The organism is Pseudomonas sp. XP2 (assembly GCF_053557975.1).
The window spans coordinates 54,226-67,515 of sequence record NZ_JBNRIK010000026.1 but is presented as its reverse complement, the minus strand read 5'-3'; the positions used below and the strand labels follow the sequence as shown (position 1 = coordinate 67,515).

Annotated in this window: 13 protein-coding genes; 9 read left to right on the top strand and 4 right to left on the bottom strand. The window is 64.8% G+C overall.

Annotated elements, in window-relative coordinates:
* Both ACK1VC_RS23060 and ACK1VC_RS23055 read right to left on the bottom strand, forming a co-directional pair.
* The gene (locus tag ACK1VC_RS23060) at positions 1–780 is read right to left on the bottom strand and encodes an AraC family transcriptional regulator (protein ID WP_016484758.1); all 780 of its coding nucleotides are present in this window, start codon (positions 778–780) and stop codon (positions 1–3) included.
* A gap of 118 nt (positions 781–898) precedes the next feature.
* The gene (locus tag ACK1VC_RS23055; protein WP_070086866.1) at positions 899–2,176 is read right to left on the bottom strand and encodes an acetyl-CoA C-acetyltransferase; all 1,278 of its coding nucleotides are present in this window, start codon (positions 2,174–2,176) and stop codon (positions 899–901) included.
* 118 nt (positions 2,177–2,294) lie between these two features.
* Here ACK1VC_RS23055 and ACK1VC_RS23050 point away from each other — a divergent pair, with 118 nt between their 5' ends.
* From ACK1VC_RS23050 to ACK1VC_RS23015, 8 genes are all read left to right on the top strand, one after another.
* Positions 2,295–3,647, top strand: coding sequence for a 3-oxoacyl-ACP reductase (locus tag ACK1VC_RS23050; RefSeq protein ID WP_102667917.1), 1,353 nt, complete (start codon positions 2,295–2,297; stop codon positions 3,645–3,647).
* Between the two features lie 2 nt (positions 3,648–3,649).
* The gene (locus tag ACK1VC_RS23045; protein ID WP_095117007.1) at positions 3,650–4,501 is read left to right on the top strand and encodes a MaoC family dehydratase; all 852 of its coding nucleotides are present in this window, start codon (positions 3,650–3,652) and stop codon (positions 4,499–4,501) included.
* 64 nt (positions 4,502–4,565) lie between these two features.
* Complete coding sequence (locus ACK1VC_RS23040) at positions 4,566–4,871, top strand: MazG-like family protein (protein ID WP_016484754.1); 306 nt, start codon at positions 4,566–4,568, stop codon at positions 4,869–4,871.
* The gene (locus ACK1VC_RS23035; RefSeq protein WP_145913399.1) at positions 4,868–5,617 is read left to right on the top strand and encodes a methyltransferase; all 750 of its coding nucleotides are present in this window, start codon (positions 4,868–4,870) and stop codon (positions 5,615–5,617) included. Before ACK1VC_RS23040 ends, ACK1VC_RS23035 begins: the two co-directional genes overlap by 4 nt.
* A gap of 20 nt (positions 5,618–5,637) precedes the next feature.
* Positions 5,638–6,273, top strand: a complete 636-nt coding sequence (locus ACK1VC_RS23030; protein WP_060519223.1) for a DUF4136 domain-containing protein — start codon at positions 5,638–5,640, stop codon at positions 6,271–6,273.
* 19 nt (positions 6,274–6,292) lie between these two features.
* Positions 6,293–6,862 (top strand): DUF4136 domain-containing protein, encoded by a 570-nt coding sequence (locus tag ACK1VC_RS23025; protein WP_023048318.1) that lies wholly within the window; start codon positions 6,293–6,295, stop codon positions 6,860–6,862.
* Between the two features lie 317 nt (positions 6,863–7,179).
* Complete coding sequence (locus ACK1VC_RS23020) at positions 7,180–7,650, top strand: A24 family peptidase (RefSeq protein ID WP_016484750.1); 471 nt, start codon at positions 7,180–7,182, stop codon at positions 7,648–7,650.
* Positions 7,651–7,769: 119 nt separating this feature from the next.
* On the top strand, positions 7,770–8,546 hold the full coding sequence (locus ACK1VC_RS23015) for a response regulator transcription factor (RefSeq protein WP_031312056.1): 777 nt from the start codon (positions 7,770–7,772) through the stop codon (positions 8,544–8,546).
* Positions 8,547–8,687: 141 nt separating this feature from the next.
* Here the strand turns inward: ACK1VC_RS23015 and ACK1VC_RS23010 are convergent, their stop codons facing one another.
* A complete protein-coding gene (locus tag ACK1VC_RS23010) occupies positions 8,688–10,352 on the bottom strand; it encodes a ShlB/FhaC/HecB family hemolysin secretion/activation protein (protein ID WP_060519224.1) in 1,665 nt (554 codons plus the stop codon).
* 92 nt (positions 10,353–10,444) lie between these two features.
* Complete coding sequence (pbpC, locus tag ACK1VC_RS23005) at positions 10,445–12,787, bottom strand: peptidoglycan glycosyltransferase PbpC (protein ID WP_191087235.1); 2,343 nt, start codon at positions 12,785–12,787, stop codon at positions 10,445–10,447.
* Positions 12,788–12,864: 77 nt separating this feature from the next.
* On the opposite strand from pbpC, the gene ACK1VC_RS23000 reads away from it, so the two are divergent.
* Positions 12,865–13,158 carry a hypothetical protein gene (locus tag ACK1VC_RS23000; protein WP_016484746.1) on the top strand — a complete coding sequence of 98 codons (294 nt, stop codon included), beginning with the start codon at positions 12,865–12,867 and terminating at the stop codon, positions 13,156–13,158.
* Positions 13,159–13,290: the final 132 nt, after the last annotated feature.

The following is a 13,290-nucleotide window of genomic DNA, read 5'->3' as shown; positions in this document are numbered from 1 at the left end:
CTAGAGTTTCAACTCGCCAGGGGTAGCCCCAAACAGCTGCTTGAACGCCGCAATGTAAGCCGAGGTGGAGTCATACCCACACCCCAACGCCGCCTCGGTCACATTCTCCCCCGCCTCCAGCAACGCCAGCGACGACAACAGCCGCATGCGCTGCCGCCAGTTGCGAAAGCTCAACCCCGTCTCCCGCTGGAAAAGCCGCATCAGCGTCTTCTCCGAACACGCCAGCTCCCGCGCCCATTGCTGCAAGGTCTGCGATTGGTCCGGTGCGGCGATCAAGCCATTGCACAGCGCCAGCAAGCCCGGGTGGCGTGGCAACGGCAGCGAAAACCCGACTTCCGGCAAGGTACGCAGCTGGTCCAGCAGCACTGCCACCAGACGCGCCTCGGCGCTATCGCCCTCCGGGTAGTCAGCCGGGAACAGGCAGAACTGCTTGATCAGCTCGCGCGCCAGTGGTGTCACCTCCAGCACCCGGCATTGCTCCGGTGCCCATGGGCAGGCATCGCGGCGCACATACAGGCTGCGCATCTCCGCCTGCATCGAGGTGACCACCTCGTGCTCGGCATCGGCAGGGATCCACACCCCCCACTGGGGCGGCGCAAAGTAGCTGCCGTCGCGCGTGTACACGCCGAGTACGCCGCTGATGGCGTAGGAAAACTGTACCCAGTCGTGCTGGTGGCGGGTGGTCCAGGAGCCGGCGCCGAGGCTTTCGGCACGGGCGTAAAGAGGCCTGGGCAAGTGGTCCAGCGCCGGGAGAGCGCGGGGGCGTCCGATGATCGGCATGGCGGTTTCTTATCGTTCTGAGCAGACAAGCCTAACAGCTCGGGGATATGACTGTGGCACCTGCGCTGCCTTCTTCGCGGGCTTGCCCGCGAAGCGGTCAATGCAATTTCTCTGGTACTCACCGCTCTACGATAACAGTCACCCCCTGCCCACCTGCCGCACAAATCGAAATCAGCCCGCGCCCCTTCCCCGCCGTCGCCAGCACCTTGGCCAGGTTGGCCAATATCCGCCCACCGGTCGCGGCGAACGGGTGCCCAGCCGCCAGCGAGCTGCCCTTGACGTTGAGCTTGCTGCGGTCAATCGCCCCAAGCGGCGCATCCAGCCCCAACCGCTCGCGGCAGTAGTCGGCATCCTCCCAGGCCTTGAGCGTGCACAGCACCTGGGCGGCAAAGGCTTCATGGATCTCGTAGTAATCGAAGTCCTGCAGGGTCAGGCCATTACGCGCCAGCAAGCGTGGCACGGCATACACCGGCGCCATCAACAGCCCTTCTCGACCCGTGACAAAATCCACTGCCGCAGTTTCACCATCGACCAGGTAAGCCAACACCTCAAGCCCTTGCTGCGCAGCCCATTGCTCCGTGCCCAGCAACACCACCGAGGCGCCGTCGGTCAGCGGCGTGGAATTACCCGCCGTCAGCGTGCCTTGGCCACTGCGATCGAAGGCGGGCTTGAGCCTGGCCAACTGTTCAAGGGTCAAGTCGGGACGCAAGTTGTTGTCCCGTGTCAGCGACAGAAACGGCGTCAGCAAGTCATCCTGCCAACCCTCGGCATATGCGGCGGCCAGCTTCTGGTGGCTGAGCAATGCAAGCTCGTCCTGCTCTGCACGGCCAATGCGCCAGGCCTGCGCCATGCGCTCGCAATGCTCGCCCATGGATAACCCTGTGCGCGGTTCGCCATTGCGTGGTAACTCGGGTTTCAGATGGTGAGGCCGCAGCTTGAGGAAAGGCTTGAGTCGCTCGCCCAGGCTTTTGCCACGATTGGCCTGCAGCAGGATGTGGCGCAGGCCTTCGTTGACGGCAATCGGTGCATCGGAGGTGCTGTCTACGCCGCCGGCAATACCGCAGTCGATCTGCCCCAGGGCAATCTTGTTGGCCACCAGCAGCGCAGCCTCAAGCCCGGTGCCGCAGGCTTGCTGGATGTCATAGGCCGGGGTCTGCGGCGACAGGCGCGAACCCAGCACACATTCCCGGGTCAGGTTCATGTCACGGGAATGCTTGAGCACCGCGCCAGCCACCACCTCCCCCAGCCGCAGCCCATGCAGGCGATAACGCTCGATCAGCCCTTCGAGGGCGACGGTGAGCATTGCCTGGTTGCTGGCGGTGGCATAGATGCCATTGGAGCGGGCAAAGGGAATTCGATTGCCGCCCAGGATCGCGACCCGGCGAGGTGAACGCATGTACATGTTCCTCCTGTAACAATTTGATCCGTACAGCCTAGGTGTTTTTACCGCATTCGAACGACCTTGCCACAAAGTTGGTCCACACTTTCATGCTTGCCTTTGCGGAGACCCAGTCATGAGCGATCGCTACCTCGGTTTTGCCAACTCCAACCTCGGCCGCCGCCTCGTGGATGCCCTTGGCCTGCCACGCCCGGCGCCGCTGGAGCGCTGGCAGGCCGGCCGCCTGCGCCCGGTTGAAGGGGCCCTGGTACTGGGTGGCGGGCCGTTGGCAGGCCAGGTCGAAGCCATTGCCCCGCGCCTGACCGACGCGCTTTACAGCTTTAACGCCGAGCACCTGCAGGCCGAACCCTGGGTAGCCGGCCTGGGGCCGAAAATCAAAGCCGTGGTGTTCGATGCCAGTCATCTGTCCGACAGCGATGCGCTGAAGCAGTTGCGCGAGTTTTTCCAGCCACTGCTACGCAGCCTGGCCCCATCCGCCCATATCGTGGTGCTGGGGCGCGCTCCGGAAAGCCTCGCCAACCCGTTGGCCAGCGTGGCCCAACGGGCCCTCGAAGGCTTCAGCCGCTCGCTGGCCAAGGAACTGCTCAACGGTGCGACCGCCCAGCTGCTGTATGTCGGGCCCGGTGCCGAAGACCAGCTGGAAGGCGCCTTGCGCTTCTTCCTCTCGCCCAAGAGTGCCTTTGTTTCAGGCCAGGTACTGCGCCTGGAAGCCTGTACCCGCCAGGTAGGCGACTGGACCCGCCCGCTGGGTGGCCGTCGCGCCCTGGTCACGGGTGCAGCGCGCGGCATCGGCGCGGCCATTGCCGAAACCCTGGCGCGGGACGGCGCCGATGTGCTGCTGCTCGATGTGCCGCAGGCCAGCCAGGACCTCGACGCCCTCGCAGCACGCCTCGGTGGCAAGGCGTTGCCACTGGACATCTGCGCCAGCGATGCGGCAACGCAACTGCTCGCGGCCCTGCCGGACGGCATTGACATCGTGGTGCACAACGCCGGCATCACCCGCGACAAGACATTGGCCAACATGACCCCGGAATACTGGGACGCGGTCATGGCCGTCAACCTCAAGGCACCGCAAATACTGACCCAGGCGCTGTACGACAACGGCGCACTGGGGGAAAACGCGCGCATCACCCTGCTGGCCTCGGTCAGTGGCATCGCTGGCAACCGTGGGCAGGCCAACTATGCCGCGAGCAAGGCCGGGCTGATCGGCCTGGCCCAAGCCTGGGCGCCACTGCTAGCCGCGCACGGCGGCAGCATCAACGCGGTCGCCCCCGGTTTCATCGAAACCCACATGACTGCGGCCATGCCCATGGGCCTGCGCGAGGCCGGGCGGCGCTTGAGCTCGCTGGGCCAGGGCGGGCGGGCGCAGGACGTCGCCGAGGCCATTGCCTGGCTTAGCCAGCCAGGCTCCGGGGCGGTCAACGGCCAAGTGCTGCGCGTATGCGGCCAAGCCTTGATGGGGGCGTGAACATGAGCACAAGCTGGCACGACCTGCAAAGCCCGGCTACCCGCGCCAGCCTGTACCTGCGTGCAGCCAGCAAGCGCGGCATCAGCGGTGACCGCTTGCCGGACGATGGCCTGCGCTGTTTCATTCCGGTTCAGCCGGGCAACCTGGCAGCTTATCGACGGCTTTGCCACTTTACCGACGATGGCCGCTTGCCGGGCACGTATCCCCATATCATGGCATTCACGCTCCAACTGCAGTTGATGACCGCCCCAGGCTTCCCTTTCCCGCTGCTCGGCCTGGTGCATCTGCACAACCGCATAGAGGTGCTGCGCCCGCTTGGTGGTATCGAAGGGCTGCGCTTTGCCGTGTATGCACACAACCTGCAGGCACATGCCAAGGGCGGCACCTTCGACCTGGTTACCGAGGCAAACGACGGCATTGGCCTGCTCTGGCGCGAGACCAGCCGCATGCTGGTGCGCGGCTTGAAGCTGGAGGGCGAAGCAGGCGAGCCTGCCGACGTTGAACCTGAGCCATTGCCCGAGGCCACCCGCTGGTACGCCGACAGTGACATAGGCCGGCGTTATGCCAAGGTGTGCGGTGACTACAACCCTATCCACCTCAGTGCCGCCAGTGCGCGACTGTTCGGCTTTCCTACGGCCATTGCCCATGGCATGTGGAGCAAGGCCATGGCCCTGGCGGCACTGCGCGGGCACCTGCCGCACAGCGGCTATGCCTTTGAAGTGGATTTTCGCAAACCGGTGAGGCTGCCTTCGGAGGTGGTGCTCAGTGCCAGTGAGGCAGGGCCTGTGGGGGCGTTGCGGCTGGATGGGCATGCCGGGGTGCTGCATATGGTCGGGCGCTGGGCTCCCCTGTAGAAGCGGTCTGCGCTTGCTTTGCATCGGGCCTGGGCCGAAGCTATGCAGCATTAGGAGACCCCCGATGAACCTGCAAGAACTCACCCAACGCCTGCACAAGATCCGCGACGAGAATGACTGGCGCGGCTTCCACAGCCCAAAGAACCTGGCCATGGCGGCCAGCGTCGAAATGGCCGAGCTGGTGGAAATCTTCCAGTGGCTGAGCGAAGACCAATCGCGCCAGCTGCCTGCCGACAAACTCGCCCACGCCGGCCAGGAGGTCGGTGATGTTGTGCTCTACCTGTTGCTGCTGTGCAGCGAGCTGGGCCTGGACATGGACCAGGTGGTGCGGGCCAAGCTGGCCGACAGCGAGAGGCGCTTCGCCCGATGAACGACCGTCACTTCGATGAGCTGGCCACCCGCTTTGCCGAGAAGATCTACGGCGGCGCCAAGGGCGCGATTCGTCTGGCCGTGCTGCAGGCCGACCTGGCCGAGGCGCTGCCCGATCGCCCGCTGCGCATCCTCGATATCGGCGCAGGGCTGGGCCACATGGCCTTGTGGCTTGCCCAGCGCGGCCACCACCTGACCCTGGCCGAACCCGCCGCCCCTATGCTCGACAGCGCCCGGGCGCGCTTTGCCGAGGCCGGCCAAACCGCCACGTTCATCCAGGCCCCTTGGCAAGACCTGCTCGGCCAACTGACCGAGCCCTACGACCTGGTGCTGTGCCATGCTGTGCTCGAATGGCTGGCAGAGCCCGAAAGCATCCTGCCCGTGCTGCACCAGCTCACGGCCCCTTCGGGGTGGCTGTCACTGGCCTTCTACAACCGCGACGCGCTGGTTTATCGCAACCTGCTCAAGGGCCATTTCCGCAAATTGCGCAGCAACCGGCTGGAAGGTGAAAAGCAGAGCCTGACCCCGCAAAAACCCCTTGATCCACGCGAGCTCAAGGCGCAACTTGATTCTATGTGGCAGGTTGAAAGTGAGAGCGGCGTGCGGGTGTTCCACGATTACATGCCCAAAGACTTCCAGGGCAAGGCCGAGCTGCTCGACCTGCTGGAAATGGAACTGGCTTACCGCCGCCACCCCGGCTTCGCCGGGCTTGGCCGTTACCTGCACTGGGTCTGCCGCCCCCGTTGACCCGCCCGCCGGGAGGATACATGCCGTACCGTCTGCTGTGCCTGGCCCTGCTGCCGCTTGCCTTGGCTGCCTGCCAGGGCAGCAACCCCTATGTGGCCAGCAGCCGCCCGTTGCCCCCCGCCCCCGCCCAGGCGGCGACCACCTTCGACGCCAGCGCCTACCCGGCGCCCGCCCGGGATTACGGGCACTACCGCAGCTGGAGCTGGCGCAACGGCCAGCTGCCCAGCGGCCCGGCCAATGCCGACCCGGCGCAACTGGCCGATGCCGTCAGTGGCGCACTCGACCAGCATGGCCTGCGCCCTGCCCGAGGGGCCTCCGGCGATTTGCTGGTCAGCGCCAACATGCGCCTGGAAAAACGCTTGCGCCAGGTGCGTGACTACGACACCTACGACCCCTACTACGGCCCCTACCCCTACGGTGGTGTCGGCTATGGCGGCTATCGCCATGGCTACGGCGGCTATGCCAGCGTGCCCATCGTGCGCACCTATGAGGTTGAGGTGATGGTGGTGCGCATCGACCTGTACGACGCCCGCAGCGGCCAGCCGGTGTGGAGCGCCAGTGCCGAAAGCAGCAGCGACAAGGACTCGCCCCGTGAACGCGAAAGCGCCTTGCGCGATTCTGTGCACAAGGCGCTCAGCGGCTATCCTCCCAGTTAATCGCTAACGGAGAACCATCATGTTGCGCCGTCTCCTTCTACTGTCATTCGCGTTATTGCTTGCCGCCTGCTCCAGCAATAATGTCCAGCAGGACTTCGATGCCAGCCGCGATTTTGCCGCCTACCGCAGCTGGGCATGGCAGGAGCCGGGCCTGCAGTACCGCCCGGACGACCCACGCATAAAAAGCGACCTCACCGAACAGCGCATCCGCCAGGCGGTGGCTGGCCAGCTCGACCAGCGCGGCCTGCGCCCGGTACAAGGGGGAGCACGGCCTGACCTGACCGTACGCACATACCTGATCGTGGAGCAGCGCCAGCAACAGATCACCACCAACTACGGCGGTGGCTGGGGGGGCTACTGGGGCGGCTACTGGGGCGGCCCGATGTACAACGAAACCCGCAGTGTCGACTACAAGGTCGCCACCATTCAGGTCGACATGTTCGACGGGCGTGACGGCAAGCTGGTGTGGCGGGGCAGTGCCGAGCAAATCATGAACAACTACCCGCCAAGCCCGGAAGAACGCAACAGCGCCATTCAAAACACTGTGAGCAAGGTGCTGGCCAACTACCCGCCGGGTAGCAAGAAGTAACATTCAAACGCGGCTTTAGCATGCACCGCAACGCCTGTGGGAGCGGGCATGCCCGCGAAGCAGACACTTCGGTGCATGGCACGGGCTTCGCCCGTTTTCGCGGGCGCGCCCGCTCCCACTGTGACCGCGCCAGCTTTTGAATGTCGAACAAGGCAGTAGCACCCACCGGAACGGTGTCATGAGCGACAAAATCCATTTTGACCCCGCCTTTTTTGCCTTTCCAACGCCACTCGTGCGCAGGTTCTTGTCTATCTTCACATAAGGAAACCTGACTGACCGGGTAGATGTGTTCAACATTTGGGAAAGGCGACCTGCCAATGCAAAGCATTGTTCTCCTGCTGTGGCTTGCCTTGTGCTCCGAACAGGATGTGCGTCAACGCCAGATATCCAACCTGCTGACCCTGGGCGTGGCTGCCGGCGCCCTGGTCTGGCTGTTCGCCACCGGCCACAGCTGGATCGGTGCCGAGCCCAGCGATGCCGGCTGGGCGCTGGCCATCGTCATGCTGCTGACCTTGCCCGGCTACATGCTCGGCCGGTTCGGTGCCGACGACGTCAAGCTGATGGGCGCCCTGGCGCTGGCCACCAGCCCGCAATACGTGCTCGGTACCTTCATCGGTGCCGGTGTCAGCGTGCTGGTCTGGCTGCTCACCCGTCGGCGCCTGTGGACGCTGCTCAACCCTAAGGTGAAAAAGCGATTACAGGCCCTGACCGAAGAAATGGGCGACAAACAGGCATTTGTACCCTATGTGTTAGCAGGTTTTCTTCTAACGGCTGTGTGGATCCAATGATCCCTCCCGTGGTCCCATGCCTTGTACATAACTTGTACATAAACGCAAAGTGCGACTATTTTTAAACTGCCAGCGTGTCTGGCACGGGAGCAGGGCCGTATAAGAACAGGGAGTTGATTGTGTCCAGACCAGTGAGTGAAGTGAAGGTATTGGTGGTTGATGACCAACCGGTCATTGTCGAACAGCTGAGTGAATTCCTCGAAACCAAGGGCTATGTCTGCGTAGCAGCCCACTCAACCGACGAAGCCATCGAGCACTATGTGTCAGACCCGGCTATAGGCCTGCTCATCTGTGACCTGCACATGCCGGATCGCGATGGCATCGAGCTGGTGCGCGCCTTGAAGGAGCTCAACGGCAGCCAGCGCATGTTCGAGGCCATCATGTTGACGGGTCGTGCCGATAAACAGGACGTGATCCGGGCGCTACGCGAAGGCTTTGCCGACTACTACCAGAAACCGATGGACCTTGATGAACTGCTGGAAGGCGTACGCCGGCAGGAAGAGGCCTTGCTGGAGCGCCAGCGCAACCTCCGTGACCTTGGGGGATTGAACCAGCGTTTGCAGGAGCTGGCCGAGTCGGTAGACGAGCTGTATCAGGACCTGGAAAAAGCCCGTGGTCAAGGGACGCACCGGCGTGCCACTGATGCTGAAGAAAGCGAAAGTGAGCTGCCAGCAGCGTTCGAGAAACTGTCACCACGCCAGCTGGAGGTGGCGCGCCTGGTAAGCAAGGGCAAGACCAATTACCAGATCGCCTGCGAACTGGGCATTACCGAAAACACCGTCAAGCTGTATGTGTCGCAGGTCTTGCGCCTGACCCACATGCACAACCGTACCCAGCTGGCATTGGCGCTGACACCCAGCTCATCGCCGGTACATCTGAGGTTTACTACCCATTGAGGGGTTTGCTTGGAGATTGCCGGGGCTGCTTTGCAGCCCATCGCGACACAAGGCCGCTCCCACAGGTACGGCGCAGCCCTCAGGATAGCGGTGGACCTGTGGGAGCGGCCTTGTGTCGCGAAAGGGGCGCAAAGCGCCCCCCTACATTTGAAAAGCCAAACTCAGGGTCAGCCGGGGGCCGCGGTCCAGGCTGTCCAACGCCACATCCGCCAAAGGCTTCGCCACCTCCAGCGCAACGTTGAAGTAGCGTCCATCCCCCAACCGTGCGCCAAGTGCCGCCGAAGCCAAGTGCGCATCCTCCACCGCGCCCCGGTTATGCCAGGCCTGCGCCATATCCACTGCCGCATAGGGCTGAACCAACCCCAGCCCGTGATCTCGCAGGCTGTAGTTCAGCTCGTAAGATACGCCCCAACCCTTGTCGCCCTCTGCCTGGTCACGCGGGTAGCCACGGCCGAAATGCTGCCCACCAAAGCCAGCCCGTTCGCTGTCGGGCAGCCGGTCGTCACTCCAGTACAACGCCCCCGACACTACGCCCTGCCAACGCGGCGACAGCGGGTCACTTTGCAGCCCCGACAACCTGAGCCGCAGAAAGTCCATGTCGTAGCCGGCGTCGCTGCGCGCGCCCAGGTAATCCAGCCCCTGATAGACCCCGGCACTGACAATACGCAGCCGCCTGCCGTCCACTGTGCGCCAGTCACCCTCAAAGGAAACCGCGCGCACACCGGTGTCGTAGTCCCGTACCGAAGGCTGCCCACCCAGTGCGTCTTCGACGTGCTCACTGACCGCATACAAGTGCCCCTGCACAGCCATCCATTCATCCGCCCTGACAATCACTGGCTGGCGCAGGCCCACCGCATAGCGTTCACTGTCGCGCTTGCGGGTAATGTCACGGCCATCGTCCAGGCGAATACGCGTGCCCGGATCACTGCGGTAGCGCGAAGCCGACAGCAGCAGTTGGCTACCGGCAGCGTCAAGGTACTGGCTGTAGTCCAGCCGCTGGTAATGGACCTGGTCATCCCCCGGCGGCAGCAACAGGCTGGCCTTGAACTGTTCGGCCAAGCGGGTCTGGGCATTGCTGCTTGCCGTCAGCAGCGCCTGCGGATCGTCGCGACTGGTGTCGGTCACGATAACGGCGGCGTTGAACGCCTTGCGCCGCGCCTGCACGTTCAGGCGGGCTGCACCGTCAGCGGTTTGCGCCACGGCCAGCTCAGCCTCTATGGAGACACCTGGCAGGCGTTCGGCGAGCCCCAGGTAGCGCTCCAGCGTTTCCTGGGTCAGCGGGCGCTCGGCTTTCAGCCGCGCCAGCAGCTGCTGCAAATAGTCACTGGCCGGGCCGATATCGCCGGCCACGTGATAGTCCCGAATGTAACCTTCGACCAACACGACATTGACCCGGCCATCGGCCAAGTCCTGAGGGGGCAGGTAGGCGTAGGAAAGCAGGTACCCCTCCTGCCGATAGCGCTCGGTCAGGCGCTCGGTGTACTGCTGCAACTCACCAAGCGTGATGAGGTGCCCGATCAGCGGCTGGTAGTGCTCGCGCAAGTCGCTCAGGGGGAACACCGTACCGCCTTCGAAACGCACCTTGTGCAGCATCACGCGCGTATCCGCAGGCGCCCAGGCCAGGCTATCGGCACTGGGCCCAGGCAATCGCAGGTTGGGGCTGACGGGCCAGTAGGTGTCCACCGGCAGATCAGTGTCGGGCAGGCGCCGTTCGTACTCATGGCTGTCGAGAAAACCCGGCAACGACCCGGCTTGGGCCGCAAGCGCCCAAGGCAGCAACAACAAGGGCACGGCCAGAGGACGCATAGGGCGCTCCACGTTCCCACGGGTTGCGGGGCACCAGCCGGTCACACCCGTCATTTGCAAGCGTAGGTGCTGGCCCGGCTGCCGTCGAACGCCTACTCGCTGACCTGGAACGCCACCCTCGCCGTCTCGCCGCTTTCATCCAGCGCACTGAGCTCGGCCTGCCCGGCCTGCGGCAAGCGCACCAGCAGGCTGTCCTGCCCCTGGGTCTCGCCCAGTGGCTGACCATTGAGGAACCACCAGCGTCGGCCGCCACCGCCCAAGGCCGACACATGCAGTTGCAACGGCTCGCTGCTGGTAGCCGGTTGGCGCAGGTTGTCACCCGGGCGCACGCCGACGATCGACAGCGGCGGCGCGCTGGCCGGCACCTGCGGTGGGCAGGTCGGGTCGATGGCCGGCAGCCGCGCCGCGCGCCGCTCGACGCGGGGCAACCAAGGTTCCAGCGGGGCCGGCCACAAGGCGATGTCGCGAGCCTTGGCGCCTGGGCAGCCGCCATCGACGCGCAACCCCTGTTCGTTGACCCACACGCTTTCACGCAAGCCCAGGCCAAGCGGCTGGTCGGCGGCTTGCAGCGTCGGGGGCGTGGTGCCGTCCAGGGTCCAGGCAAAACGCTGACGCCGGCAGTTGGGGTCCTGTTTGCTCATCGGCTGGCCCAGCGGCCAGCAGATCGCCGACACACCGACATTCGCCGGCACCCGCTCCACCGGTGTGCTGATGCCGCGCTGGCTGTCGCGGTTGCTCAGCAGGTCATGCACCTGCAGCATCAACGGCGCCGCCGACGCCAGGCCGAACTGGCCGGGTACCGGCGTGCCATCGGGGCGGCCGATCCATACGCCGATCAGATAGCGCGGGCCCACGCCAATCGACCAGGCATCGCGAAAGCCATAGCTGGTGCCCGTTTTCCAGGCCAGTTGCGGGCGCTGTACCAGCTCGGCATGCGGGTCGCGGTCGGGGCGCGCCTGGCCACTGAGGATGCGCCGGATGATCCACGCCGCCCCCGGGGACAGCAGCCGGCGTTCCACCAGTGGCTCCTGTGGCTGCAAGCGCACCCGTGCACTGTTGCCACCCCGCGCCAGCGCCGCGTAGCCACCCACCAGGTCCTCCAGGCGGCTGCCCGCACCGCCCAGGATCAGCGACAGGTTAGGCTCGGCCAAGGGCGGCAATGCCAGTGGCATGCCCGCCATGCGCAGCTGCGCGGCAAAGCGTTTCGGGCCATAGGCCTCCAGCAATTGCACTGCCGGCAAGTTGAGTGACAGGGCCAGCGCCGAGCTGGCCGACACGGGCCCGCTAAAGCCCATCGAGAAGTTGCCGGGGCGATAGTCGCCATAACGGCGTGGCACATCCTGCAACAACGATTCGGAATGGATCAGGCCATCGTCCAGCGCCATACCGTAAAGAAACGGTTTGAGCGTGGAACCGGGCGAGCGTAGCGAGCGCACCATGTCGACGTGCCCGAAACGGCGCTCGTCGGCCAGCTCGATCGAACCCAGGTAGGCACGCACCGCCATGGTCTGCGCCTCGACCACCAGGATGGCGGCAGAGGTGCGCTCCGGCAGCCGCGCGCGCCAGCCCAGCAGCAAGTCTTCCAGGCGCCGCTGTAACGCTGCATCGAGCGTGGTGCGGATCAGCGGCGGGCTGTCGGCGCTGTTCAGGCGCCGGGCGAGCAAGGGTGCCAGGGCTGGCTCCTGGCGTGGCGCCAGCACCAGCGGCTCTTCGGCTGCCTCGCGGATTTGCTGCGCAGGCCACACCTGGTATTCGGCCAGGCGCTGCAGCACCTTGTCCCGGGCACGCTGGGCACGCTCGGGGTGGCGATCCGGGCGCAGCCGGCTGGGTGCCTGGGGCAGCACCGCCAGCAGCGCCGCCTCGGCCGGGGTCAAGTGCATGGGTGACTTGCCCAGGTACGCCCAGCTGGCTGCGGCCACACCCTGCAAGGTGCCGCCGAAAGGCGCGCGGTCCAGGTAAATCTGCAGGATCTCGCGCTTGGACAGGTGCCACTCCAGTTGCAGCGTACGCCACAGCTGGCGCAGTTTGCCGGCCAGGGTACGGTCATGCGGATCAAGCAGCCGTGCCACCTGCATCGACAGCGTACTGCCACCCGACACCACACGCCCACCCCGCAGGTTCAGCCAGGCCGCACGTGCCAAGGCCAACGGGTTGACCCCAGGGTGACGGTAGAACCAGCGGTCTTCGTAAGTCAGCAAGGCCTGCAGGTACAACGGCGATACCTGGTCGGGGCTGACCGGGTAGCGCCACACCCCCTCGGCATCGGCAAACCGCCACAAGGGCGTGCCGTCTTCGGCCAGCACTACCCGGGCCAGATCGTCGCCCGGCAACGGCAGCGGCCAAAGGCGGTCAGCCAGCCACAACAGGCCGCACAACACCAACAGGCCAAACAGCGTGGCGCGCAACAGCCTGCCCGCACGCGCTAAGCTTGGCATCGGGAACCGACCTGGCCAGGTAATGGCCAAAGGCTTGGGAACGGCAACCTCGCCAATTCGTTCATCAGGAAGCAACTATGCATGTAGAAGGTTTTTTCGAGTGGCTGGGCCAGGCACTGGGGTCGTTGATCCGCGTCATCGTCGACGCATTGAGCGGGCTGTTCAACCTGCTGGCCAATGCCGGTGGCAATTTCATTGACGGCCTGGCGCGCACGCTGGGCATGGATACCTCGCTGGTCAGCATCCTGGCCCTGATCATCGGCCTGATGCTGCTGTACTCGGCAATCCGCGCGTTCATGCGCGCCTCGATCATCCTCGGGATTATCTGGCTGGTGCTGGGGCTGTGGGTGATGAGCTGGGTGATTCACTGAATGACTCAGCTGATCTGCGCGGTGTTTGTGGGAGCGGCCTTGCGTCGCGAAAGGGCTGCACAGCAGCCCCAGGATTTCAGCTTCGCCGCATGAAGTGCCGGGGCCGCGTTGCGGCCCTTTCGCGACGCAAGG

Excerpts from the sequence above, each read along its gene's own strand:
- ACK1VC_RS23060 (WP_016484758.1), bottom strand. The coding sequence starts at position 780 with ATGCCGATCATCGGACGCCCCCGCGCTCTCCCGGCGCTGGACCACTTG.
- ACK1VC_RS23055 (WP_070086866.1), bottom strand. The coding sequence starts at position 2,176 with ATGCGTTCACCTCGCCGGGTCGCGATCCTGGGCGGCAATCGAATTCCC.
- ACK1VC_RS23050 (WP_102667917.1), top strand. The coding sequence starts at position 2,295 with ATGAGCGATCGCTACCTCGGTTTTGCCAACTCCAACCTCGGCCGCCGC.
- ACK1VC_RS23045 (WP_095117007.1), top strand. The coding sequence starts at position 3,650 with ATGAGCACAAGCTGGCACGACCTGCAAAGCCCGGCTACCCGCGCCAGC.
- ACK1VC_RS23040 (WP_016484754.1), top strand. The coding sequence starts at position 4,566 with ATGAACCTGCAAGAACTCACCCAACGCCTGCACAAGATCCGCGACGAG.
- ACK1VC_RS23035 (WP_145913399.1), top strand. The coding sequence starts at position 4,868 with ATGAACGACCGTCACTTCGATGAGCTGGCCACCCGCTTTGCCGAGAAG.
- ACK1VC_RS23030 (WP_060519223.1), top strand. The coding sequence starts at position 5,638 with ATGCCGTACCGTCTGCTGTGCCTGGCCCTGCTGCCGCTTGCCTTGGCT.
- ACK1VC_RS23025 (WP_023048318.1), top strand. The coding sequence starts at position 6,293 with ATGTTGCGCCGTCTCCTTCTACTGTCATTCGCGTTATTGCTTGCCGCC.
- ACK1VC_RS23020 (WP_016484750.1), top strand. The coding sequence starts at position 7,180 with ATGCAAAGCATTGTTCTCCTGCTGTGGCTTGCCTTGTGCTCCGAACAG.
- ACK1VC_RS23010 (WP_060519224.1), bottom strand. The coding sequence starts at position 10,352 with ATGCGTCCTCTGGCCGTGCCCTTGTTGTTGCTGCCTTGGGCGCTTGCG.
- pbpC (WP_191087235.1), bottom strand. The coding sequence starts at position 12,787 with ATGCCAAGCTTAGCGCGTGCGGGCAGGCTGTTGCGCGCCACGCTGTTT.
- ACK1VC_RS23000 (WP_016484746.1), top strand. The coding sequence starts at position 12,865 with ATGCATGTAGAAGGTTTTTTCGAGTGGCTGGGCCAGGCACTGGGGTCG.